The sequence below is a fragment of the Burkholderia sp. FL-7-2-10-S1-D7 genome, assembly GCF_001524185.1.
GTDB lineage: Bacteria > Pseudomonadota > Gammaproteobacteria > Burkholderiales > Burkholderiaceae > Burkholderia > Burkholderia diffusa.
This window is the reverse complement of the sequence record NZ_LOWY01000074.1, coordinates 79,842-102,908: the sequence shown is the minus strand read 5'-3', so window position 1 is coordinate 102,908 and position 23,067 is coordinate 79,842. Positions and strand designations below refer to the sequence as shown.

Annotated in this window: 18 protein-coding genes and 2 riboswitches; of the genes, 6 read left to right on the top strand and 12 right to left on the bottom strand. The window is 69.4% G+C overall.

Annotation, left to right across the window (positions count from 1 at the left end):
- Position 1 precedes the first annotated feature (1 nt).
- Both cobW and WS75_RS22765 read right to left on the bottom strand, forming a co-directional pair.
- The gene (gene cobW / locus WS75_RS22770) at positions 2-1,090 is read right to left on the bottom strand and encodes a cobalamin biosynthesis protein CobW (RefSeq protein ID WP_059683365.1); all 1,089 of its coding nucleotides are present in this window, start codon (positions 1,088-1,090) and stop codon (positions 2-4) included.
- A gap of 25 nt (positions 1,091-1,115) precedes the next feature.
- Positions 1,116-2,174, bottom strand: a complete 1,059-nt coding sequence (locus WS75_RS22765) for a HoxN/HupN/NixA family nickel/cobalt transporter (protein WP_059683363.1) — start codon at positions 2,172-2,174, stop codon at positions 1,116-1,118.
- Between the two features lie 187 nt (positions 2,175-2,361).
- Positions 2,362-2,624, bottom strand: a riboswitch (cobalamin riboswitch).
- Positions 2,625-2,748: 124 nt separating this feature from the next.
- Positions 2,749-2,986, top strand: a riboswitch (cobalamin riboswitch).
- 171 nt (positions 2,987-3,157) lie between these two features.
- Between WS75_RS22765 and cobA the strand changes: the two genes are divergently transcribed.
- From cobA to WS75_RS22745, 4 genes are read left to right on the top strand one after another with little or no spacing between them, the layout of a single operon-like run.
- Positions 3,158-3,907, top strand: a complete 750-nt coding sequence (gene cobA / locus WS75_RS22760; RefSeq protein WP_059683361.1) for a uroporphyrinogen-III C-methyltransferase — start codon at positions 3,158-3,160, stop codon at positions 3,905-3,907.
- Positions 3,904-4,281: a cobalamin biosynthesis protein gene (locus WS75_RS22755; RefSeq protein ID WP_059683360.1), complete on the top strand. Its 378-nt coding sequence runs from the start codon at positions 3,904-3,906 to the stop codon at positions 4,279-4,281. Before cobA ends, WS75_RS22755 begins: the two co-directional genes overlap by 4 nt.
- Positions 4,282-4,315: 34 nt before the next feature.
- Positions 4,316-4,918 (top strand): cob(I)yrinic acid a,c-diamide adenosyltransferase, encoded by a 603-nt coding sequence (cobO, locus tag WS75_RS22750; RefSeq protein WP_059524395.1) that lies wholly within the window; start codon positions 4,316-4,318, stop codon positions 4,916-4,918.
- Between the two features lie 3 nt (positions 4,919-4,921).
- On the top strand, positions 4,922-6,226 hold the full coding sequence (locus WS75_RS22745) for a cobyrinate a,c-diamide synthase (RefSeq protein ID WP_059683358.1): 1,305 nt from the start codon (positions 4,922-4,924) through the stop codon (positions 6,224-6,226).
- 33 nt (positions 6,227-6,259) lie between these two features.
- Here WS75_RS22745 and bamE read toward each other — a convergent pair whose 3' ends face one another.
- Positions 6,260-6,799 carry an outer membrane protein assembly factor BamE domain-containing protein gene (gene bamE / locus WS75_RS22740; RefSeq protein WP_059683727.1) on the bottom strand — a complete coding sequence of 180 codons (540 nt, stop codon included), beginning with the start codon at positions 6,797-6,799 and terminating at the stop codon, positions 6,260-6,262.
- A gap of 168 nt (positions 6,800-6,967) precedes the next feature.
- On the bottom strand, positions 6,968-8,131 hold the full coding sequence (locus WS75_RS22735) for a M20 aminoacylase family protein (protein ID WP_059683356.1): 1,164 nt from the start codon (positions 8,129-8,131) through the stop codon (positions 6,968-6,970).
- A 354-nt stretch (positions 8,132-8,485) separates the two neighbouring features.
- On the opposite strand from WS75_RS22735, the gene WS75_RS22730 reads away from it, so the two are divergent.
- Entirely contained in the window at positions 8,486-9,553 is a 1,068-nt protein-coding gene (locus WS75_RS22730) for a type IV toxin-antitoxin system AbiEi family antitoxin (protein WP_059683724.1), read from the top strand.
- The gene (locus WS75_RS22725; RefSeq protein WP_059683354.1) at positions 9,522-10,427 is read left to right on the top strand and encodes a nucleotidyl transferase AbiEii/AbiGii toxin family protein; all 906 of its coding nucleotides are present in this window, start codon (positions 9,522-9,524) and stop codon (positions 10,425-10,427) included. Before WS75_RS22730 ends, WS75_RS22725 begins: the two co-directional genes overlap by 32 nt.
- Before the next feature lie 42 nt (positions 10,428-10,469).
- Here WS75_RS22725 and WS75_RS22720 read toward each other — a convergent pair whose 3' ends face one another.
- The 8 genes from WS75_RS22720 to WS75_RS22685 all read right to left on the bottom strand — a co-directional run bounded on the left by WS75_RS22720 (position 10,470) and on the right by WS75_RS22685 (position 23,060).
- Positions 10,470-10,892: a PIN domain-containing protein gene (locus WS75_RS22720; RefSeq protein ID WP_082729703.1), complete on the bottom strand. Its 423-nt coding sequence runs from the start codon at positions 10,890-10,892 to the stop codon at positions 10,470-10,472.
- On the bottom strand, positions 10,889-11,155 hold the full coding sequence (gene vapB, locus WS75_RS22715) for a type II toxin-antitoxin system VapB family antitoxin (protein WP_059606948.1): 267 nt from the start codon (positions 11,153-11,155) through the stop codon (positions 10,889-10,891). Before vapB ends, WS75_RS22720 begins: the two co-directional genes overlap by 4 nt.
- 275 nt (positions 11,156-11,430) lie before the next feature.
- The gene (locus WS75_RS22710; RefSeq protein ID WP_059683352.1) at positions 11,431-12,450 is read right to left on the bottom strand and encodes a GNAT family N-acetyltransferase; all 1,020 of its coding nucleotides are present in this window, start codon (positions 12,448-12,450) and stop codon (positions 11,431-11,433) included.
- Positions 12,450-13,289 carry a formyltransferase family protein gene (locus tag WS75_RS22705; RefSeq protein ID WP_059683350.1) on the bottom strand — a complete coding sequence of 280 codons (840 nt, stop codon included), beginning with the start codon at positions 13,287-13,289 and terminating at the stop codon, positions 12,450-12,452. Before WS75_RS22705 ends, WS75_RS22710 begins: the two co-directional genes overlap by 1 nt.
- An 87-nt stretch (positions 13,290-13,376) precedes the next feature.
- Complete coding sequence (locus WS75_RS22700) at positions 13,377-15,593, bottom strand: TonB-dependent siderophore receptor (protein ID WP_059683348.1); 2,217 nt, start codon at positions 15,591-15,593, stop codon at positions 13,377-13,379.
- 46 nt (positions 15,594-15,639) lie between these two features.
- Positions 15,640-17,016, bottom strand: a complete 1,377-nt coding sequence (locus WS75_RS22695) for a lysine N(6)-hydroxylase/L-ornithine N(5)-oxygenase family protein (protein WP_059683346.1) — start codon at positions 17,014-17,016, stop codon at positions 15,640-15,642.
- Positions 17,017-17,050: 34 nt separating this feature from the next.
- Entirely contained in the window at positions 17,051-18,076 is a 1,026-nt protein-coding gene (locus tag WS75_RS22690) for a GNAT family N-acetyltransferase (RefSeq protein ID WP_059683344.1), read from the bottom strand.
- Positions 18,066-23,060, bottom strand: coding sequence for a non-ribosomal peptide synthetase (locus WS75_RS22685; RefSeq protein WP_059683343.1), 4,995 nt, complete (start codon positions 23,058-23,060; stop codon positions 18,066-18,068). The genes WS75_RS22690 and WS75_RS22685 overlap by 11 nt, the downstream gene beginning before the upstream one ends.
- Positions 23,061-23,067: the final 7 nt, after the last annotated feature.

Below are 23,067 nucleotides of genomic sequence, written 5' to 3'. Positions count from 1 at the left end.
GTTACGCCTGTTGCAGGTCGGCCGCGCACGCGGCGTCGAACGCGCGCTGCAGCGCGGCCGCGTCGAGATCCTCGCCGATCAGCACGAAGCGGCTCGCACGCGTTTCGCCGTCCTGCCAGCGACGGTCGAAGTAGCTGTCGAAGCGTCGGCCAACACCCTGGATCACGAGCCGCATCGGCGCATCGGGCAGCGCGGCGAACCCTTTCGCGCGGTAGATCGTGTGCGTCTCGACGACGCGCTGCAGCGCGGCGATCGTCGCTTCGCGCGTGCCCGCATCGCCCGACACCACCACCGAATCGAAATCGTCGTGATGGTGGTCGTGATCGCCGTCGTCGGCCGAGCCGTGATGGTCGTGCCGCAGGTGAATCGTTTCCTCCGACGCCGATTCGAGCCCGAGCAGCATCGCGACGTCCAGTTCGCCGCGCGTCGCGCGCACGATCTTCACCTGCGGCGGGATTTCCTCGCGGATCGCGGCTTCGACCTCGGCAAACTGCGCGTCGGCGACGAGGTCGGCCTTGTTCACGATCACGAGATCGGCGGACGACAGCTGGTCGGCGAACAGTTCGTGCAGCGGCGATTCGTGGTCGAGGTTCGGATCGGCGCGGCGCTGCGCGTCGACGGCCTGCGGGTTCTCGGCGAACTGGCCGCTCGCGGCGGCCGGACCGTCGACGACGGTCACGACCGCGTCGACCGTGAAGCTGTTGCGGATCGTCGGCCAGTTGAAGGCCTGCACGAGCGGCTTCGGCAGCGCGAGGCCCGACGTCTCGATCAGCACGTGATCGATGTCGGCACGGCGCTCGACGAGCGCTTCCATCACCGGATAGAACTCCTCCTGCACGGTGCAGCACAGGCAGCCGTTCGCGAGTTCGTACAGCTGGCCCGACGCTTCGCCCGGCACGCCGTCTGCGTCCTCGCAGCCGATGCCGCAGCCCTTGAGGATTTCGCCGTCGATGCCGAGCTCGCCGAATTCGTTGACGATCACCGCGATGCGGCGGCCTTCGGCGTGCTGCAGGATGTGGCGCATCAGCGTGGTCTTGCCGCTGCCGAGAAAGCCCGTGACGATCGTGACGGGAAGCTTGCGTAAGGTCATGGTGGGTCCTGTGTCGAAAAGGGAGTCAGGCCGAGAGCGTCACGTCGATCTCGTCGTAGCGTTTGAGGCGATAGATCGCGGCCGACACGATCCAGCACGCGAGGAACAGGCCGATCACGACGTAGCCGAGCATCCCGAAATGCGATGCGACCATCGTGGAGAAATCCCACACGGGGCCCTGCAGCGACAGTTTATCGGCGAGCAGCGCGAGCACCTCGATGCCGCCGATCAGCGCGGCGACCAGCACCGACACGAACGTGATCGTCATGTTGTAGTAGATCTTGCGGATCGGCCGCACGTACGCCCAGCGGTACGCGCCCATCATCAGGATGCCGTCCGTCGTGTCGACGAGCGTCATGCCCGCGGTGAACAGGACCGGCAGCACCATCACCGACCAGAACGACAGACCGCCCTGCACCTGCGTGGCCGAAATGCCGAACAGCGCGATTTCGGTCGCGGTATCGAAGCCGAAGCCGAACAGGAAGCCGACCGGATACAGGTGCCAGCTGCGCGACACGAGGCGGAACAACGGCCGGAACAGGCGGGCCAGCACGCCGCGCTGGTTCATCAGCATGTCGAGGTCGGCGTCGACGATCGTCTCGCCGCGGCGGGCCGCGCGAAACGTCCGGTAGACGGAGATCAGGATCAGCAGGTTGGCGGCCGCGAGCACCAGCAGGAAGAACGCCGACACGCTCGTGCTGATCACGCCGCCCCAGGTCTTCATGCTCTCGAAGCGCGCGAGCGACGCCGCGGTCAGCGCGACCGCAACCGACATCACGATCACCACCGTCGAATGGCCGAGCGAGAAGAACAGCCCCGCGCCGAGCGGGCTGCGGCCCTCCTGCATCAGCTTGCGCGTGACGTTGTCGATCGCGGCGATGTGGTCGGCGTCGACCGCGTGGCGCAGGCCGAACACGTAGGCGAGCAGCGCGGTACCGAGCAGCACGGGCTGGTCGCGGAACGCGACGAAGGCCCAGATCCACGCGCCGACGTTGAATGCGACGAGCAATGAATAGATCGCGACGATTTTGCCGCGCAGCCCGGATGGGCTGTCGTTGAACAGGCGGAAGAACGAGTCGAGCATGATGCTCCTTTGAGAACGGTCGACATGGTGAATGCCAACACGGCCGTCGTCGGCCCCGCCTGCGCCGCTGGCCGTTCTTCGCCCCGGCCCGCGCGCGTGCTGCGGCTGACGGTTCGGCGGAGGAAGCGGGCAACGTTCGGGCGTCGGGCGTGCTGCGGCCGTGGACGATGCGCCGCCTCCCCGCGGCGCTGAACCCCACGTTCTGGCCGGTATCCGGGCTGACGAACACGCCGCTTCGCCTTCCCGGATGCGCGGCATCCAGTGGCGGTCGTCCGCATGCGGCAGGCATGCGGCGAAGCGGCGCTGCATCGCGCTGAGCGCGATGCGTTCGCTTACCGTTGCGGGGGCAGCACAGGTTGGCTCGACTGCGGTGCAGGCAGGCTCCCTGTTTCCCGTTTAACTGCGCGCGCCGGAGGAGCGCACGCGAGCACCAAAACGCGTGCGAGTGTAGGCGGCGGTGCGGGGAGCGTCAAGGCGAAACGGGCCGCCGCGGCGCGTTCGGCACGGCCGCGGCATCGTGCCTGGGGCACTCGCGGCGCCTGCGGGGCGGGTTCGCGCGGGTCGACCGCTGTGCTATCGTATGCGCCGCGTTCGGTGCTCGCATGCGCATTTCCGCGCACGCAGTTAAACGGGAAACAGGAGGCGGAAGCCCGCCCGGCCTGTGCTGTCCCCGCAACGGTACGCCGCCCGCGCGCCGCGGTTCCCCCCGCACGCGCCCAGGCCGCCCGCGATGCCACTGCCCTTCAGCGGGCGGGAAGGCTGCGGTCTGGCAAGCGGCCAGCCCGGATACCGGCCGACGCAAGGGGCGAGCCCGCTGCTCGCCGAACGCCCGATCCGCGGGGGACGGATGGGGTGCGCTTCCCGCCCGCGTTCGCGCGGGCTTCGCCCGATCCATCCATGCCTTGCCTGTCCGCCGGCCGCCGATGTGCCGCTCGCCGCCCCCTTTCCACTGCCACGACACGGTGTGTGCCGTGCCGCGTCCGATGAGCCGCGCCTGGCTCGTCGGCGCCGGCCCCGGCGACGCCGATCTGCTGACGCTGAAGGCCGTGCGAGCGATCGCCGCGGCCGACGTGCTGCTCGTCGACGACCTCGTGAACCCCGACGTATTGCGCCATGCGCGCGCGGACGCGCGCATCGAGTACGTCGGCAAGCGCGGCGGCCATGCGTCGACGCCGCAGGAAGCGATCGTCGCCGCGATGCTCGCGCATCTGCGCGCAGGCCGCAGCGTCGCGCGGCTCAAGGGCGGCGATCCGTTCGTATTCGGCCGCGGCGGCGAGGAGCTGCTCGCGCTCGGCGCGGCGGGTTTCCCGGTCGAGGTCGTGCACGGCATCACGGCCGGTATCGCGGCCCCGGCCGCGCTCGGCATTCCGGTCACGCATCGTGGCGATGCGCAGGGCGTGATCTTCGTCACGGGCCACGGCGCGGGTGCGGACGAGCCCGACTGGCGCGCGCTGGCCGCGACGCGGATGACGATCGTGATCTACATGGGCATACGCCGGCTCGACGCGATCGTGGCCGCGCTGCGCGACGGCGGCATGCCCGGCGACATGCCGTGCGCGGCGATCGAGAACGCGACGCGTGACGAGCAGCGGCACGTGCTCGCTACGCTCGACACCATCGTCGAACGCGTGGATGCGACCGGTATCGGTTCGCCCGCGATCGTCGTGATCGGTCGCGTCGCGGCGCTCGCCGACGATCCGGCGGTACGCGCGGCGCTCGGCGGCCGTGCATGATGCGCGTCGCGCTCGGCGTCGGTTTTCGCGCGGACGTGACGGCCGCGCAACTCGATGCCGCGATCCGCGCGGCGCTGGCGCACTACCCGGATGCCGAGCCGGCCATCGTCGCGACGCTTGCCGACAAGGCGCGTGCCCGGCCGCTGCGCACGCTGTGCGCACGCCGCGGCTGGCCGCTCGTCGCGTTCGACGCGGCGCAGCTCGCGCACTGCCCCGAACCGGCATTGAGCGGCCCGTCGGCTGCCGCGCTCGCGCGTTTCGGCGTCGCAGGCGTGGCCGAGCCGTGCGCTCGGCTCGCGGCGCCGCGGGGCCGGCTGCTCGGCCCCAAATCCATCCTGGGCGGCGTGACGGTCGCGCTCGCCGGCCCGCTCTGAACCCTTTGTTTCGCTTTCGACAGGACGATTCCCGATGAAGACCGATGCCGAATCCCATCAGCGGATGACCGAACGCCGCCGCGCCGGCCATGAAAAAAAGCAGGCTGCCGCCACTCAGGAAAAGGGCCTGCTGATCGTCAACACCGGCAACGGCAAGGGCAAGAGCACGGCCGCGTTCGGCATGGCCGTACGTGTGCTCGGCCACGGCATGCGGCTCGGCGTCGTGCAGTTCATCAAGGGCGCGCTGCACACGTCCGAGCGCGACTTCCTCGGCGCGGTCGCGCAATGCGACTTCGTGACGATGGGCGACGGCTACACATGGAACACGCAGAACCGCGACGCCGACATCGCGACCGCGCGCAAAGGCTGGGACGAGGCACGCCGGATGATCGAAAGCGGTGAGTACCGGATGGTGATCCTCGACGAGCTGAACACCGTGCTGAAGTACGAATATCTGCCGCTTGACGAAGTGCTCGCGACGCTCGTCGGGCGGCCGGATTCGGTGCACGTCGTCGTCACTGGCCGGCATGCGCCGGATGCACTGATCGATGCGGCCGACCTCGTCACCGAAATGCGGCTCGTCAAGCATCCGTACAAGGAGCAAGGCGTGAAGGCACAGCCCGGCGTGGAGTTCTGAACGATGCCGGCCTGCCCCGCGCTGTTCGTCAGCGCGCCCGCGTCCGGCCAGGGCAAGACGTCGGTGACGGCCGGCCTCGCGCGGCTGCACCGGCGGCTCGGCCGGCGCGTGCGCGTGTTCAAGACCGGGCCTGATTTTCTCGATCCGATGTTGCTCGAACGCGCGAGCGGTGCCCCCGTGCATGCGCTCGACCTCGGCATGGTCGGGGAAGCCGGCTGCCGTGCGCTGCTCGCCGATGCCGCACGCGACGCGGATCTGATCCTAATCGAAGGCGTGATGGGGTTGTTCGACGGCACGCCGAGCAGCGCCGATCTCGCGGTCGCGTTCGGCGTGCCGGTCGTCGCGGTGATTGCCGCGAAGTCGATGGCGCAGACGTTCGCGGCGATCGCGTTCGGGCTCGCGCGGTTCCGCCCCGAGGTGCCGTTTCACGGCGTGCTGGCAAACCGCGTCGGGTCGCCGCGGCATGCGGAACTGTTGCGGCAGGCGTTACCCGACGACTTGCGCTGGCTCGGGCACGTGCCGGCCGATGCGGGCATCGCGCTGCCGGAGCGCCATCTCGGCCTGCACCAGCCGGCCGACATCGACGACCTCGATGCGCGGCTCGAGCGTGCGGCCGACGTGCTCGCGCAGACGGCGCTCGCCGAATTGCCGCCTGCGGTTTCGTTCGCGGCGCCGGACGCCCGCGCCCCGCTGCCGCGCGCACTCGCCGGCAAGCGGATCGCGATCGCGCGCGATGCGGCATTCTCGTTCATCTACCCGGCGAATCTGGCGCTGCTCGATGCGCTCGGTGCGCAGCTTCGGTTCTTTTCGCCGCTCGCCGACGAACCCGTCCCCGCCGATTGCGATGCGCTGTTCCTGCCGGGCGGCTATCCGGAACTGCATGCGGCGACGCTCGCGGCGAATGCCGTGACCGCGCGGACGATTCGCGCGCACGCGGCGGCCAGCCGGCCGATCGTCGCGGAATGTGGCGGGATGGTGTATCTGTGCGAATCGCTGACCGATGTGGACGGCTCGACGACGCCGATGCTCGGCCTGCTGTCGGGCCATGCGACGATGCAGCGCCGGTTCGCGGCGCTCGGGATGCAGCAGTTGGACACGCGCACCGGGCAGATGCGCGGTCATACGTTTCATTATTCGCGGCTCGATACGCCGCTGGCACCGGTGGCGACCGCTGCGCGGCCCGACGGCGCGCCCGGCAGCGGCGAAGCCGTGTATCGCGCGGGCCCGATCGTCGCGACGTACATGCACATGTACTGGCCATCGAATCCGGAAATGGCGGCCGCGCTGTTCGGCGGCACGGCATTCTGACGAAAAACCGTCGGATGCCGCGCAGCCGCGATGTCAGTGCGTTTCGCGGCCCGGCGCTTCCGAGCGTGAAGTCCGGATCACGGTGCCGTCGGGCGAGAAATGCGCATTGAACATCGCGTCGCCCGATACGCCGCCCTCGGCCCAGTGCCAGCTCCACACTTCTTCATGACTCAACGCGTATTGCGCGACCTCGGTCGGCTTGCCGAGCAGTTGCCGCACGTCGTCCTTCGACATCCCCGGCACGACCTTCGCGATGTTCGCCGCCGTCAGTGCCTGAGTGATCGACACGAGCCGGCCGTCCGGCCCGAAATCGAGCATGTACGTGCTCGTGCCGTACGGGCCGCGCGGATACTCGAACCGCTGCGAACCGTCCTCGCCCTGCCTGACCATCTCGGGCTTGCCAGCCTGACGCAGCACGTCCTCGGTCGTCGAGACGCCCGGCTGCAGATTGCCGAACGCCATCGGATCGGGCTTGATCGCATTCACCGCGTCAGCGACCTTCTGGTCGTCGCACCCGGCCGCCAGAACACTGACCGCGCAGGCCGTCAGCACGGTCAGAAACTGTTTTCGCATGTCGTCCACACCTGTATTCATCGAGCCGATCCGGCGTCGCGCGCAGCGTAGCACGCGCACCGCTTCGTCGATGTCAAGGAGCGTCAAATCGGCGCGCATCCCGCGCCCGGTTTCACGGCCGCGCAGGTATGCAACAGGCGGCGGCGCCCGCATCGATGCGCCGTGGCGTCACACCAGGAACGTCTCGGCCAGCTTGACCCAGTACGATGCGCCGGTCGGCAATGCCGCGTCGTTGAAGTCGTAACCGGGGTTGTGCACCATGCAGCCGCCCTCCCCGTCGCCGTTGCCGATGATCAGGTAGCAGCCCGGCCGCTTCTCGAGCAGGAACGCGAAATCCTCGCTGCCGGTGAGCGGCACCATCCCGTCGATGAGGTTCGCGTCGCCGACCCACTCGCGCGCGACGCCGCGTGCGAACGCGGTCATCTCCGCGTCATTGACGAGCACCGGGTAGCGGCGCTGGTAGTCGATCGTCGCGGTCGCGCCGAACACGGCGGCCTGCGCATGAATGACTTCCTTGATGCGCGTCTCGAGCAGGTCGCGCACCTCCGGCTTCAGCGCGCGCACGGACAGGCGCATCTGCGCACGGTCGGGAATCACGTTCGGCGCTTCGCCCGCGTGGATCGCGCCCACCGTGACGATCGCCATGTCGAGCGGCGACACGTTGCGCGACACGATCGTCTGCAGCGCGACGACGATCTGCGCGCACACGACGACCGGGTCGATCGCCCTGTGCGGCACCGCGCCGTGGCCGCCGCGCCCCTGCACGTCGACGATCACGGTATCCGACGACGCCATGAACGGCCCCGGCAGGAAGCCGAACTTGCCCGTCGGGAAACCCGGCATGTTGTGCATCGCGAAGATCGCGTCGCACGGGAACTGCTCGAACAGCCCGTCGTCGAGCATTTTCTTCGCGCCGCCGAGCCCTTCCTCGGCCGGCTGGAAAATCAGGTTCAGCGTGCCGGAAAAGCGGCGTTCGCGCGCCAGGTGCTTCGCGGCCGCGAGCAGCATCGCCGTGTGGCCGTCGTGGCCGCACGCGTGCATCTTGCCGGGGATCGTGCTCTGATACGGCAGGCCGGTCGATTCGTGGATCGGCAGCGCGTCCATGTCGGCGCGCAGGCCGAGGCGCTGCGTACCGTTGCCGACCTTCATCTGCGCGACGACACCCGTGCCGCCGAGCCCGCGATGCACCGTATAGCCCCACGTCTGCAACTGCCCGGCGACGAGGTCGCTCGTCGCGAATTCCTCGAAACCCAGCTCGGGGTGGGCATGAATGCGGTGCCGGATCTCAATCATTTCGTCGGCGAGGCCTGCGGGGATCACGCTGTGCGTCACGGTGTCGTCTCCTGGGTTCCGTGGGAATGTGCAGGCAAGGATAGTCGGTTGAGCGGCAACCGAAAAGACAGAAAGTCGTCGCCGCGACAACCTGGAGTTGCCTGTCGATCGTCGGGGTACACGACGAATCGCACGGCGGAAGGAAACGGCCATGCGGACGACTGCCGCCTGCGATCGGGATTCGCGACATTGCGTGTTCCGTCTCGATTTTTAAGGTGGGAGTGCGCGTTGATTGCCGTTCGTCATTCCTGAATAATTGCGGTATATCAATGGGTTGAGCGTATTTGTTCATTTTTTGACGGCTGTACATTTTCTGTATACACTAGCGAAAAAGTGAACAAGCGATCCGCCCCGATGCCCGAGAACGCCACCCTGCCGATAACGGAACAGCATGTGCTCGACGAAGCCTGTGCCGCGTTCGAACGCGTGACCCGGCGCTTCAACGCACGGCCCGTGCGCGTGCCGGCCGCATACCACGCGCATGCCGACGCGATGATCCGCTTCGGCATTGCCGGGCAAACATTCGCGATGCCGGTGGTTGTGAGCATCGGCGTCGAATCGCTGCAAGGCGCGCTCGCCGCGTTGCGCCGCCGTGCTCCTCCAGCGTCCGCCGAACGGCCGCTGATGCTGGTCACGCCGTATTTATCGGCCGAACTGGCCGCCCGCCTGATCGAGCACGACATCCCGTTTATCGATACCGCCGGCAACGCGTGCCTGATCCAGCCGGAGGCGACGGTGATGATCTCCGGCCGGCCGAAACCTGCACGCACGCCACGCCGGCAGGCATCGCGCGCGACGACGCCCAAGGGGCTCGCCGTAATGTTCGCGCTGGCGACACAGCCGAGCCTCGTCACGCAACCGCTGCGGGCGATCGCCGCCGCGTCGGGCGTCGCGCTCGGCACGGTCAATCTCGCAATGGACGATCTGATCGCACGCGGCCTCATCGCGCAGCGGCGCAACGGCGAACGCGCGTTTACCGACTGGCCGCGCTTCGTGCAGGAATGGGTCGCGCTGTATCCGAGCCGCCTGCGCGCGAAATTGCCCAGCCGGCGGTTTGCCGCGCTCGCGCCCGACTGGTGGCGCGGTTTCGATTTCGCGGCATTCGACGCGCGGCTCGGCGGCGAACCCGCGGCCGACCTGCTGACGCACGACCTGAAGCCGGCCGCGGTCACCGTCTATACGCACGGCGCCGTGTCGAACCGCCTGCTGCTCCAGGCGCGCCTGCGCCCGGACGAGCGCGGCGACGTCGAGCTGCTCGAAGCATTCTGGCCGCCGTCGCCGGCGCTCGACTGGCGCGAGCAGGACATGCCGCTCGTGCCGCCGCTGCTGATCTACGCGGACCTCGTCTCGTCCGGAGACAGCCGCAATCTTGCCGCCGCCGAACACATCCATGACCGATACCTCGCCCACCCGCCCGCTTGAAGTCGACGCGCGCCGGCCGCTCGAGCCGGCGGCGGTCGCGTTGCTGCAGGCGGTCCGTGCGGCTTGCGCGCAGCTCGACGCGGCATTCGTCGTCGCCGGCGCAACCGCGCGCGACATCCTGATGTGGCATGTCCACGGCATCCGGCCGGTGCGTGCGACGCGGGACGTCGACGTCGCGGTGTGCGCGGTGAGCTGGCCGTTTCACGAACGGCTCGTCGATGCGCTCGTCGCGACGGAGCAATTCGCACGCGCACCGAAGCATCAGCAGAAACTGCTGTTCGACAACGGGACGCAAGGCTTTCGCACGGAGCTCGATCTCGTGCCGTTCGGGCCGCTCGAGGCGCCGCCCGGCGAAATCGCCTGGCCACCGGGCGGCGATTTCGTGCTGAACGTGCTGGGCTTTCAGGAGGCGGTCGATACGGCGCAGGTCGTGTCGATCGCGGCCGACATCGCGGTGCCGGTGGCGAGCCTGCCGGCCCTTGCGCTGTTGAAGTTGCTCGCGTGGAAGGACCGGCGCGCACGCCAGAACAGCGACGCGTACGACCTGCTGTTCCTGCTCACGCATTTTCACGACGCGGGTAATCGCGAGCGGATCTGGGACGTCGCGCCCGACCTGCTCGAGCGGCACGGTTTCCAGCCTGAACTGGCGGCGGCCGCGCTGCTGGCGCGCGATGCAAGGCGGATTGCTTCGCCGCAAACGCACGATGCGATCCGCGCGCTGTTATCCGACGCAGCGATCTACGCGACGCTCGGGCAGGATCTGCAGGCTCGCGCGTTCGCGCTGCTGCCGGGCGAATTCAGCGATGACGCCGACCGGTATCTCGACGCATTCCGCGACGCCTTTCTCACCGATTCGCCCGAGCCCCGGACGTGACGTGCGGCCGCGCGACCGCAACGCCATCGCACATTCACGGCCCTAGGCCGAGGCCGCCCAGTCTTCGAGCGACAAACCCGCGACGCGGCTGAACTCGCGACCATTGTTCGTGACGAGCACGGCACCGGCCGCGATCGCATGACCGGCGATCGATGCATCGTTCGCGCCGATCGGTGTCCCGCGTGTGGCAAGGTCGGCACGAATCGCAGCCGTTGCATCGACCGCCGCGGTATCCCACGACAGCACGCCGTCCAGCCGCGCGACAAACGCCGTCACGAGTTCCGCATGCTTCGGCGATGCCTTTCTGCCGACCGCGCCGAATCGCATTTCGGCATAGGTAATCGCCGACACGACGATCCGGTGCTGCGCGTTGACGCACGACTGCAGCCGGGACAGCACCGCGGGCGGCCGCTCGCGCATGATGAACGAACAGATGTTCGTATCGAGCATGTAGAGCGTGGTCACCGGCCCGACTCCGTTTGTGCGTCGCCATCCGTGCCGGACAGGTCGAAACGACCGGCTTCGATGACAGCCGGGCGCTCGACGAGGAAGTCGGCATCGGCCAGCGGTTCACTCGCCAACGACAGCCATGTCGGCCGCACCGGACGCAGCAGCAGCGTGTCGCCCTCGCGACGGATCTCGAGTTCCGTCACTCCCTCGAATTCCATGTCCTTCGGGATGCGGATTGCCTGGTTCCTGGCGTTCTTGAAAATGGATACGGTGCGCATGAGCCACTCCATGGGAGTACGATGCGCCCATTCTAGGCATATGCCAGCATATGTCAACGTCGAGGCATACGAGCCGGGGATTGCGCTTGATGTTGCTGCGGATGTGCTTGCCATGTCGTCACGACCTGTCTGCATTGAGGGAGCGATCCATTCTTCCTCATGCCGCCCGCCCGATCCATATCCCGAACGGCCGATGTGTGCCCCCTTTCAAGTCGCGCGAAACGTCGACATGTGCGAATCGACGCATCGACACTTCGCGCGCCCATCCCATCCCGTCACGGCAACCGGAAAGTGTCGAAGAATGTTTCGCGCTCCATCACGGTGAGCGCCGCGCGTTTGTGCGGGAAGTCGAACTCCTTCAGCGTGTAGAACCCGAGCCGGTGCATGTACGCGATATGCCGCACGTGATCGACGCGCGGCTCGCCCACGAGCCGCTGCGTGCGCGGTTCGTCGACGAACATGTAATGCAGCACCCCGCTCCACCACGCATGCAGCTTGCCCGCGCTCTGGAAGCGTGAATCGCCGATCAGCAAGTGCAGCCCGCGATCGTAGTCGTGCGCGTCGTAGAACGGCGCGAGCCGGTCCTCCTTCGCCCAGTAGAACTCGAAATAGCCGAACGGCGTATCGTCGAAATAGCCGATCATCGGATGCATGTGCGGATCGGCGAGACGCTCCGCGAGATAGGCGGCGTGCTCGTCGAGCGTGCCGCGCTGGTCCCAGAAATGCGCGACGCGATCGAGGTTCATCCAGTCGCTGAACAACTGCGCATGCGCATCGATGTCGACGGTGCGCAGGCTGAACGTCATCCCGACCTGCGGCATGTAGCGTGCATAGATCTCGCCGGCCGGCGACGGCGGCCGCACCGGATGCCGGTGGCCGTTCGTGATCGTGTAGCGCAGCGGCATCCCGCCCGATGCGGGCGCCTTCAGCCACGGCCGCGGATTCTGCCAGAACGTCGCACGCGATGCGGCGAGGCGCAGCCGGCCGCCCGCGATCCGTGCGTCGTCGATCACGCCGTCGCGCACCGCGCGCGCGACGTACGACGCGATAGCCGCCGGATCGGCGCCGCCAAGCGGCACCGACACCGTCGCCACATCGTGCCGCGTTTCCGTATTGAACAGCGCGACGAACTCCGCGAGCAGCGCGGCCGGCGGATCGTCGGGCCGCCACGTGTCGAGCGTGCGCTCGGCGGCGGGCGGCTCCTGCCCGTGCGCGGCGCCGTCGAGTGCCGCGGCGACCTCGCCTTCGACGGCGTCCGCTTCCTTGCCGGCCGGTTTCGTCAGCGTGTCTTCCATCACAGTGCTCCCGCGTCGTGGCGATCGGCGAGGATGTGCAGCCCCCGCTCGAGCGCCGGAAACAGGCTGCGCTGGAAGTTGTTCCAGCGCAGTTCGAGAATCGTGTCGTCCGGCGCGATCGGCGTGTCGAGCACGTCGCAGATCACCTCGCCGGAATCGATGCCGTTGTCGACGTAGTGGAACGAAGCGCCCGTCATCGTCACGGGTTCGACGCGCGAGGTCGCGCCGGTCGCCCAGTCGACCCGTTCGCCGCGCGCGCCGTGCAGCGCGTCGAGCGTCGCCCACGCACCGCGCCTCTGGTACGGCGAATCGTCGGCCGTGATGCCGGGGTGGATGTTCGCGATGCGACGATGAAAGCGCGCGCCGGGACGCACGAGCTCGTCGAGGATCACGAGCAGCCCGTCGAGCACGACCACGTCGGCGTCGAGTTCGAGCAGGCGTTCGAGCAGGCGGCGCTCGAACGCCTGCTTGCCCGTCACGCGCTCACGCGCGTCGCGCGGCAACCGGCGGTACGTCGATGCAATCGTGCAGAACAGTTCGTCGACCGGCCGGCCCTGCACGGTCAGCCCATCGGGCAGGATCCACGGGCGGCCTGGCGTGCGCGCGAAGCCGTAGTCGGCGACCTTCGCGCGGTCGGCCGGCGAGCCTTCGTCGTCGTCGACGATCACACCCTGGAGCGCGTAGCGTTCGCCGAGCGACGAGTCATTCAGGCGCTCGACGAGGAATTCGAGCGGCGCCTTCATGTAGCGCGTGCCGCCCTGGTAAGCGACCGGCTGGCCGGCGCGATCGGCCGCGCCGTTGCGCAGCGACTGGATGTAGACGAGATTTTTCTTCGGCATGGAGGCGTCGTGGAAAAAGGCGGACGACGGCGCCGCGGCCCGCCCGCGCCGGCCCGAGGGCCGACCGGCGTGCCGCGGCGCGCGGCGTCACCAGTTGTATTTCGCGGTGGCGATCACCGTGCGGTCGGTACCGAAAATGCAGACGCTCGTCGACTGGCAACCGCTGATGTAGTGGCGGTTGAACAGGTTCGTCCCGTTCACGGCAAAGCGCCAGTTGCGTGTGTCGTAATGCACGCCCGCGTCGAACAGCGTGTAGCTCGCGACCGTCAGCGAGTTGTCCGCCGCACCGGCCGACGCACTTTGGTAGCGCACGCCGCCGCCCAGGCCGAAGCCCGTGAGCGGCCCCGTGTGCCACGTCCAGTCCGCCCACAGCGACGCCATCTGACGCGGCCGCGGAATGTCGACCGGCCAGTTGTTCAGCGATGCGTCGTTGGCCTGCACGTTCTTCACGTCCTGGTAGACGTAGGACGCGATCAGCGACAGGTTCCGCGTGAGCTTGCCGGTCGCGTTCAGCTCGATCCCGCGCGAACGCACTTCACCGGTCTGGACCGACGTCGTGCTGGACGGATCGAGATTGAGCGGCGTCGGCGTGAGCACGTTGGTCTGGTTGATCTGGTAGATCGCCGCGCTCAGCATCAGGTTCTTGCCGGGCGGCTGCCAGCGCAAGCCGGCCTCGATCTGCTTGCCGCGCGTCGGCTGCGCCAGCCCGCCGCCATACAGGTTCACGCCGATCAGCGGGTTGAACGACGTCGCGTAGCTGATGTACGGCGACAGCCCGTAGTCGCCCTGGTACGTGATGCCCACGCGGCCGGTGAACGCGGTGATGTCGGCCTTCGACTGCGTGCCGCCCTCGCGGTCGTCCATCCGCTGGTTCACCCAGTCCTCGCGGCCGCCGAGCGTCAGCGTCCAGCGGTTCCACTTGACCTGGTCCTGCACGTACAGCCCGAACGTGTTCATCGTCGTGTACGTGTTGGTGCGGTACGTGGTGTTCGGCGGCGAGAACACGGACAGCGTGACCGGTGTATAGACCGGGTTGTAGATGTTCAGCGTCGGCGCGGCGGCCAGCCATTCGCTGTCGGTAGCGGTCTGCCGGTTGTACTGGAAGCCGAGTAGCAGCGTGTGCTCGAGCGGCCCCGTGCCGAAGCGGCCCTGCAGGTTGTTGTCGATGTCGAAGCGGCTGTAGTTCGTCTGGAACACGCCGGCCCAGCGGTTGATGTCGGTCAGGCTGCCGTCGGCGAAGCCCGCGCCGAACACGGAGCCGTTGTCGAGCGACAGGTGCATCCAGCGCACGTTCTGCCGGAACGTCCACATCGCGTTCAGGTTCCGCTCGAACTGGTAGCCGAGCGACCACTGCTTCTTGCGGTAGTAGTTGAAATCGGGGTCGCCGCCGTAGACGTCCTTGTCGAGCTGCCCGTTCGGGTTCGGCAGCACCGTGCCTTGCGCCGGCAGGAAGTTCGACGAGATGTCGCCCCAGTCCTGCAGATACGTGGCGGACAGCGTCAGCGACGTATCCGCGTCCGGGCGCCAGCGGAACGACGGCGCGAGCGCGACGCGCTGGTCGTTGTTCGGGCCCGACAGCGCGTTGGCGTCGCGCGCGACGCCAACGAACCGGTACGCGTACTTGCCGTCCGCGTCGAGCTTGTCGCCGACATCGATCATGAACTGCTTGCGCGCGTAGTTGCCGAACTGCACGCCGGCTTCGCGCACGCGCTCGCCGTCGGCCGTCTTGGTCTGCACGTCGATGATCGCGCCCGGGTCGCCGGCACCGTACAGCACCGACGTCGGCCCGCGCAGCACGGTGATGCTGTCGATCGTGTACGGATCGACGCGCCAACTCGACAGGTTCAGCGTGTTCGGCACCTGCAGGCCGTTCACGTACGCGGTCGGCGTGAAGCCGCGCAGTGCCGCGTACCAGTCGGAGCGGTTGTCCGAGCCGTACGACGAGAAGCCCGGCACGTAGCGCAGCGCCGCGTTCACGTCGGTCGCGCCGGTCATCTCGATCTGCTGCGCGGTGACGACGTTGATCGTCTGCGGGATTTCGTTGATCGACGTATCGGTCTTGGTGCCGGTCCTGCTGCGCTTCGCGACGAGCCCGATCGTGCCGTCGCCCTCCGAGCCCGCGTTGACGTTGATCGCCGGCAGCGTGCCGGACGTCGCGCCGTTCTGCACATTGCCGGCCGACGCCGCGGCGCCTGCGTTCACGGCCGGCGCCGTCTGCGCGTATGCGTGCCCTGCCGCCATCCCGAACGCGATGCTCGCCGCAACTGCGATCGCACGCACACGCGTGCCTGTTGCCCACTCCATCTTTCTCTGCTCCACTTGTCTGATGCGGTCTCCGACCGCGCCTTTGTCAAAGAGCGAAAGCCATGCGGCCCGCGCTCGCCCCGTTTTGATGTCGTTGTTCATGCAGTGTCCGGGCCGCGCCATCGTCATGGGCGGGCGCGGTCCCTTCTTCGAGCGACGCGCAGATCTCGTCCGCGCGGCGCGCCAGGACCGACAGCAGCGTGTCGGACAAACCGTGGCTGTCTTCGCAGCAGCCTTGCAGGTAGATGCGCGGCGCGAAGTGCTCGGGCGTCGCGAGCAGGTAGTCGCGCGTGACGTCGCCGCGCGTGAGCGCATCGCCCAGATGCGGCGCGAGCCCTTCGAGCAGCGCCGAATGCGTGTCGCGCCGGTAGCCGGTCGCGAGCACGAGCGCGTCGAACCGTTCGACGCGCGTCGCGCCGTTCAGCCGGTCGCGCAGCGTCAGCTCGATGCGGCCGTCGGCGGTGCGCACCGCGGCCTCGATCGCGCTGTTCGCGAGCAGCGCATGGCGCGGCGTGCCGTCGATGCGCTGCAGGTACAGCATTTCGTAGATCTGCTCGATCAGCGGCCGATCGACCACCGCGTAGTTGGTGTCGCGATAGCGCTCGAGCAGCGCGCGGCGCGCGTCGTGCGGCTGCGCGTAGACGACGTCGGTGAACTCGGGGCTGAAGATCTCGTTGACGAACGGGCTGTCGTCGGCCGGTTTCAATGCACCCGCCCGCATCACGAGGCTCGCGTCGACGTGCGGAAAACGGCGCGCGAGGTCGATGAACACCTCGGCCGCGCTCTGCCCCGCGCCGATCACCGCGACGCGGCGGCGCTCGCCGTCCGGCGCTGCGACCAGCCGGTCGATGTCGGTCAGGTAGGACGACGAATGGATCACGCGATCGCGGCCGAGCGCGGCGAACGCGTCCGGCACCGCCGGCGTGCCGCCGACGCCGACCGACAGCGCGCGCGTCACGCGCTGGCGCTCGCGGCCGGCCGCGTCGCGCGACAGCACGCGCAGCGCGTCGATCCGCGCGCCGTCGCCGCGCACGGGCTCGATCGCCGTGACGGTTTCGCTGTAATGGACGTGCTCGTCGAATGCGTCGGCGACCCAGCTCAGATAGTCGTGGAATTCGATGCGGGTCGGATAGAAGTTCTTCAGGTTGACGAATTCGTTCAGCCGGCCGCGTTCGAACAGGTAGTTGATGAACGTGTAGCGGCTCTTCGGATCGCGCAACGTGACGAGATCCTTCAGAAACGAGATCTGCATCCGGCAGTCGTCGAGCAGCATGCCGCGGTGCCAGCCGAATTCCGGCTGGCGTTCGACGAAGCAATGCGCGAACGGGCGCGTGCCGTTGCGTTCCGCGAGGCGCACGGCCAGCGCCAGGTTCGACGGCCCGAAGCCGACGCCGATCAGGTCGAATACGGTTTCTCTCTGCATGTCTCTCAGCTCCCTTGTCGGTGAATCCGGCCCGTCAGACATGACGGCCGGAGAAGAAGGTCTCGCGCGACGTGCGCATCCACAGCGGCTGCCCGTCGGCAAGCGCCAGGCGGCGCTGCCGCGCGAAGCCGTGCCGCGCGAGGGTGTCGACGACCCGCGCGCGGCCGGCCGGGACCGCGCAGCCGACCGCTTCGGTGCGCGGATCGTCGAGAAACAGGTAATGCACGACCGACGGCAGCCAGCCCGCCACGCAATGCGGGCCGCGCCAGCGCGATTCCCCGACCAGCATCCGCAGCCCGCGGTCGTAATCGCGCGCGCCGACGTGCGGCGCGAGCGGGTCTTCCTTCAGCCAGAACGCCTCGACGTACGCGAAGGGTTCGCCGTCGAAGCAGCCGACGAGCGGGGTCACGTGCGGATCGGCATCGGGCGCCGTGCCGTGTGCGCCGGGCTGCGTGCCCGGCCAGCCGTCGCGCACGCGCGGCGCGTCGAACCAGTTCGCCAGGCGCGTGGCGTCCTCGCCGGGCTGCCAGCCGCGCAGCGTGAAACGCACGCCGAGTGCCGGCAGGTCGCGCGCATACACGTCGCCGCGCGGCGCGGGTGGCCGGCGCGGATGCCGCCGGCCGTCGGTCAGCATCGGCAGCGTCGCGCATGGCAGCGGCGTGCCGACGCGCCACAGATCGGCTTGCTGCGCCCAGCCTTCACGCATGCACAGGCCGCCGTCGCCGAGCACGCCGCTCGCGCGCAGCGCATCGAGCGCGACCGCCGGCCACGCGGCCGGGTCGAGCCGGATCGCCGCGCGGCGCGCGTCGTCGGAAAACGCGGCGGCGAGTGCGGCCAGCAGCGCGCGGCGCTGGTCGCCCGGCGCCGCGCGATGGTTGTACGCGACGAGGCGCAGCGTGCCGTCGTCCGCGAGCTGCGCGCGCAGCAGCTGCGCGCCGATGCCGTCGCCCTGCGCGACGCGGATCTCCGCGTCGTCGCGCACGGCGAACAGGCCGTCCGCGAACGCGAGACGGCACGTATCCGGCATCGTGAATCCGTCCGGACGCACTTCAGCCAGCATCGCGCACCTCCTGCTCCGTTTCGGCCGACGCATCGATACGCGCGCCGAGCGCCGCGAGCGTCGGCGACGCGAATACGTCGGCCACCGTCAGCGCGAGCCCGGCGCGGCCGGCCGCATCGACGAAGCGCACGACGTCGAATGAAGTCGCGCCGGCTTCGAACAGATCGGCACAGGGTGCGGGCGCGGCCGTCGCGAACGTGTCCGACCACAGCGCGGCGAGCGCGGCTGCCGCGTCCGGCGCGCACGATGTGGCCATGACGTGCGTCGCCGCGCTGCCGGCCGGTGCGACCGCGACCGCCGCCGGTGCGGCGAACAGCGCGTCGGGCGCGCCGAGCGCCGCTTCCGGCGCACCGGCGAAACGCGCGACCTCGTCGTGATAGAGGTCGACGAGCGCGTCGACGAAATCGCCGTCGAGCAGTTCGTCCGCATACGAGAACGCAGCGCTCACGCGGCCGTCCGGATGCTCGACGACGTCCAGCTCGAGCGTGAACACGACGCGATGACGCACGTCATCGAACGCGGCAAGCGACAGGCCGGCCCAGTCGCGCGCGGCGGCACCGGTCGGGCGCAGGTAGTTGAACATCACCTGGAACAGCGGATTGGCCTGCGCGGCACGCGGCGCGCGCAGCGCGGCGACGACGTCGGCGAACGGCACGTCGGCGTGCGCATACGCGGCGAGCGCCGTATCGCGCACCTGCGCGAGCACGTCCGAGCGGGAGGCTGACGTGTCGAGCCGTGTGCGCACGACCACGGAATTGATGAACAGACCGAGCGCATCGCGCGCGGCATCCCCCGTCAGCTCGCGCGTCGATGCCAGGACGCCGACCGGCTGATCGGCCGCACCGGTCACGCGGAACAGCGCGGTGTTGAGCGCCGCGTGCAGCAGCATCGGCAGTGTCGCGTGCGCGGCCGACGCGGCGTCGCGCGCGGCACGGATCAACGATGCGTCGAATTCGAACGCGATGCGTGCCGCACGCCATTGCGGGACGGCCGGTGCGTTGGCGCGCCGTGGCAGCACGGGCGGCGGCAGGTCGGCCAGCGCGTCGCGCCAATAGGCGACGCGGGCCGGGTGGCACGGCCCGGGCAGCACGAGCGACGTGTTTTGACGCGGCGTCGATACCGGTTCCGCTCCGCCACGCACCAGTCCGACATAGCCTGCGCGCACCGCGTCGAGCCACAGCTCGATCGATTCGCCATCCGACACGATGTGATGGATCGTCACCGACAACACGTGATCGTCCGCGCCGAGCCGCAGCACGCGTGCGCGCCACAGCGGCGCATCGGCCGCGAGATCGAACGGCGCGAGTGCGTCGGCATCGGTCAGCGCCGCAGCGCGGGCGAGCGCATCGGGGTGCGCGGACAAGTCGACGAGCGGCAGCGCGACGGGCGGCGCGGTATCGATCCGCTGGCCCGGCAGCATGCCGTCGCGCGCGACGAGCCGCGTGCGCAGCGCCGGGTGCGCGGCCGCCGCAGCCGAGAACGCGGCGCGCAGTACATCGACGTCGAGCGGACCGCGCACGCGCAGCGCGACCGGAATGTTGTATGCGGCGCTGTCCGGCTGCGCGCGCCACAGGAACCACAGGCCGAGCTGCGCGGGCGACAGCGGCCATACGCCGAACGCGTCGGGTTTCACCACCGCGATGCCCGGTACGGCGGCACCGGCGTGCGCGGCGCGCGGCGCATCGGCCACGTGGCGTGCGTATTGCGCGAGCACCGGCGCTTCGAACAAGGCGCGCACCGGCACGTCGCGGCCGTGCCGCTCGGCGACGCGCGTCGCGACGCGCACCGCCGCCAGCGAATGGCCGCCGAGTTCGAAGAAGTGATCGCGGCGACCGACGCGTTCGACGTTCAGCACGTCGCGCCAGATCGCCGCGAGTGCGGCTTCGTCACCGTCGTGCGGCGCCTCGTATGCGCGTTCGACGCGCACCGGCGCCGGCAGCCGCGCACGATCGACCTTGCTGTTCGCGTTACGCGGCAGCGCGTCGAGCACGATCAGTTGCGCGGGCACCATGTAGTCAGGCAGCGTGCGGCGCAGATGCGCGTCGAGCGTCGCGGCTTCGACCGGTTGCGCGGCCGCTTGCGCGTCGGCGGTCAATTCGACGTACGCGACGAGCTGCGCCTGCGCGCCCTGCCCGTGCACGACCGCGCACGCTTCGCGCACCGCGTCGTGCGCGGCCAGTTGCGCCTCGATCTCGCCGAGTTCGATGCGCAGCCCGCGCAGTTTCACTTGATGATCGACGCGGCCGATGAAGTCGAACACGCCATCCGCGCGACGCCGCACGAGGTCGCCCGTGCGATACAGGCGCGCGCCCGGCGCGCCGTAAGGATCGGGCACGAAGCGCTCGGCCGTCAGCGCGGGACGATCGAGGTAGCCGCGCGCGACGCCGATCCCCTCGCCGCCCAGGTACAGCTCGCCGATCACGCCGACCGGCAGCGGATGCAGCCGCGCGTCGAGCACGTGCGCGGTGCGTGCGCCGACCAGCGTGCCGATCGGCAGATACGCGGCGTCGCCCAGCTTCGCGAGATCGTCGCCGGGGCGGAACATCCACAGCGTCGGCGTAATCACGGTTTCGGTCGGGCCGTAACCGTTGACCACGCGCACGTTCGGCATCGCGCGGCGCAGCATCGCGAACGCTTCGCGCGAGGTGGCTTCGCCGCCGACGGTCAGCGAGCGCAACGTCGGCGGTGCGCCGTGCACGAGCGCCCATTCGGCGAGCTGCGCGGCGCAGCCGGGCGGCACGTAGGTCATCGTCACGCCGTCGCGAATCATCATCGCGCAGGTCTGCGCGGGCGGCCACAGCACATCGGCCGTCACCGACACGGCGGCGCCCGACAGGTATTGCGAAAACCAGCCTTCGTGCGCGCCGTCGAAGTTGACCGACTGGAACAGCAGGAACACGTCGTTCTCGCCCGCGCCATAGCGTTCGGCGATCGCCGCGCAATGCCGCGCGAACGCCGCGTGATCGACGATCACGCCCTTCGGTTTTCCGGTCGAGCCCGACGTGTAGATCGCGTATGCCGCATGACCGGGCAGCACGTCCGGCAGTGCGACGTCCGCAGCTTCGTCGAGTGCGTCGACTTCGTCCGCGCGCCAGACGCGCAGTGCCGGCAGCTCGGGCAGCGATGCGGCGCTCGCGCCGTCGGTCAGCACGTGCGCGATGCCCGCATCGTCGACGATCTGCGCGAGGCGTTCGCGCGGATGGGCCGGATCGAGCGGCACGAACGCGGCGCCCGACTTCAGCACCGCGATCAGCGCGACCAGCAGGTCGACCGAACGCTGCAGCGCGACGCCGACGCGCATTTCGGGCCGCACGCCGGCCGCGACGAGGTTGCGCGCGATGCGTGCCGCGCGCGCGTCGACCTCACCGCGCGTCAGCGCGCGATCGATGTCGGCGACGCCGCGCGCGTCGGGCCGTGCCTGCGCATGCGCGGCGATGCGCGCGTGCACCGGGACGAACGGCTCGGCTTCGGCCGCGCCCGCCGGCGCGTTCCAGGCGAACAGTTGCGCACGTTCGTCGGCCGGCAGCCAGTCAAGATCGCCGATCGGCACGTCGGGGCGCGCGAGCGCATCGGCGAGCAGCGTGACGAAGCGCGCGGCCAGCCGCGCGATCGCGTCGCCGTCGAACAGGTCGAGCGCATGGATGAACGCGGCGTCGAACGTGCCGTCGGGCGTCGCCTCGACGGAAAGCGTCAGGTCGAATTTCGCGGACGGCGTGCCGGACGGCAGCAAGGCTGCCGATGCCGCGCCCAGCGCCGGCAGCGCGCGGCGCTCGCCGTACGCGGCCATCACCTGGAACAGCGGATGGTGGCTCGCGCTGCGCGGCACGCCGAGCGCGTCGACGATCTGCTCGAACGGCACGTCCTGGTGCATCTGCGCATCGACGAGCGCGCGCTGCGTACGCGCGACCAGCGACGAGAAATCGCCGTGCGCGGGCACGTCGACGTCGATCGCGAGCGTGTTGACGAAGAAGCCGATCAGGCCGGCCGTTTCCGCGCGTTCGCGGTTCGCGGCCGGCACGCCGACGCAGATCCGCGCATCGCCGGTCGCACGCGCGAGCAGCGCGTCGAGCGCCGCGAGCAACACCGCGAACGGCGTCGCGCCCGACTCGGCTGCGAACGCGCGCAGCCGCGCACCGATGCGCGCGTCGAGCGAAAACACGTGACGTGCGCCGCGCGCGCTGCGGCGAGCGGGCCGTGCGGCCGCGCCGGGCAGCGTCAGCACGCCGCGCTGCGGGTCGAGCCGCTCGCGCCAGAACGCCAGCTGCCGATCGCGCTCGCCGGCATCGAGCCAGCGGCGCTGCCACAGCGCGTAGTCCGCGTACTGGATCGGCAGCGGCGCGAGCGACACGGGTTCCCCCGACGCATACGCGCGATAGAACGCCGCGAGTTCGAACAGCATCACCTCCGACGACCAGCCGTCCGACACGATGTGATGAACGGTCAGCGCGAGCCAGTGTTGCGTCGCGTCGAAGCGGATCAGGTGTGCGCGCACGAGCGGTGCCGCGCCGAGATCGAACGGCTCGGCTTCATCGGCCATAGCGACGCTTTCGGCGCGCGCGACGCGCTGCGCGTCGGGCAACGCTTCGAGATCGGTCTCGCGCCACGGGCAGCGCAGCGGCGGATGGATCGTCTGCGCGACGCCGTCCTCCGCTTCGTCGAAGGTCATGCGCAGCGCTTCATGGCGCGCGATCAGCGCATCGCACGCGAGCCGCAGCGCATGCGCGTCGAGCGGGCCCGTCAGCGCGAGCCGCTCGGTGATGTGATACGCGTGCGGCGCGTCGATCAAGCGCGCGTGCAGCCACAGTCGCGTCTGCGCGAACGATGCCGGCACGCGGTCGGCGCGCGGCGTGCGCGGCGGGATCGGCAGCATGCGGAAGTCGATGCCGGCCGCGCCGAGCTTGTCGATGAACACCGCGCGCTGCGCGTCCGGCAGTTGCGTGAAGCGCGTCGCAAGCGCGAGCCAGTCGGGTTGAGCCTTCGTCATTCGTCGT

Bases quoted from the DNA above. Each gene is read 5' to 3' on its own strand.
- cobW (WP_059683365.1), bottom strand. From the start codon at position 1,090: ATGACCTTACGCAAGCTTCCCGTCACGATCGTCACGGGCTTTCTCGGC.
- WS75_RS22765 (WP_059683363.1), bottom strand. From the start codon at position 2,174: ATGCTCGACTCGTTCTTCCGCCTGTTCAACGACAGCCCATCCGGGCTG.
- cobA (WP_059683361.1), top strand. From the start codon at position 3,158: ATGAGCCGCGCCTGGCTCGTCGGCGCCGGCCCCGGCGACGCCGATCTG.
- WS75_RS22755 (WP_059683360.1), top strand. From the start codon at position 3,904: ATGATGCGCGTCGCGCTCGGCGTCGGTTTTCGCGCGGACGTGACGGCC.
- cobO (WP_059524395.1), top strand. From the start codon at position 4,316: ATGAAGACCGATGCCGAATCCCATCAGCGGATGACCGAACGCCGCCGC.
- WS75_RS22745 (WP_059683358.1), top strand. From the start codon at position 4,922: ATGCCGGCCTGCCCCGCGCTGTTCGTCAGCGCGCCCGCGTCCGGCCAG.
- bamE (WP_059683727.1), bottom strand. From the start codon at position 6,799: ATGCGAAAACAGTTTCTGACCGTGCTGACGGCCTGCGCGGTCAGTGTT.
- WS75_RS22730 (WP_059683724.1), top strand. From the start codon at position 8,486: ATGCCCGAGAACGCCACCCTGCCGATAACGGAACAGCATGTGCTCGAC.
- WS75_RS22725 (WP_059683354.1), top strand. From the start codon at position 9,522: ATGACCGATACCTCGCCCACCCGCCCGCTTGAAGTCGACGCGCGCCGG.
- vapB (WP_059606948.1), bottom strand. From the start codon at position 11,155: ATGCGCACCGTATCCATTTTCAAGAACGCCAGGAACCAGGCAATCCGC.
- WS75_RS22710 (WP_059683352.1), bottom strand. From the start codon at position 12,450: ATGGAAGACACGCTGACGAAACCGGCCGGCAAGGAAGCGGACGCCGTC.
- WS75_RS22705 (WP_059683350.1), bottom strand. From the start codon at position 13,289: ATGCCGAAGAAAAATCTCGTCTACATCCAGTCGCTGCGCAACGGCGCG.
- WS75_RS22700 (WP_059683348.1), bottom strand. From the start codon at position 15,593: ATGGAGTGGGCAACAGGCACGCGTGTGCGTGCGATCGCAGTTGCGGCG.
- WS75_RS22695 (WP_059683346.1), bottom strand. From the start codon at position 17,016: ATGCAGAGAGAAACCGTATTCGACCTGATCGGCGTCGGCTTCGGGCCG.
- WS75_RS22690 (WP_059683344.1), bottom strand. From the start codon at position 18,076: ATGCTGGCTGAAGTGCGTCCGGACGGATTCACGATGCCGGATACGTGC.
- WS75_RS22685 (WP_059683343.1), bottom strand. From the start codon at position 23,060: ATGACGAAGGCTCAACCCGACTGGCTCGCGCTTGCGACGCGCTTCACG.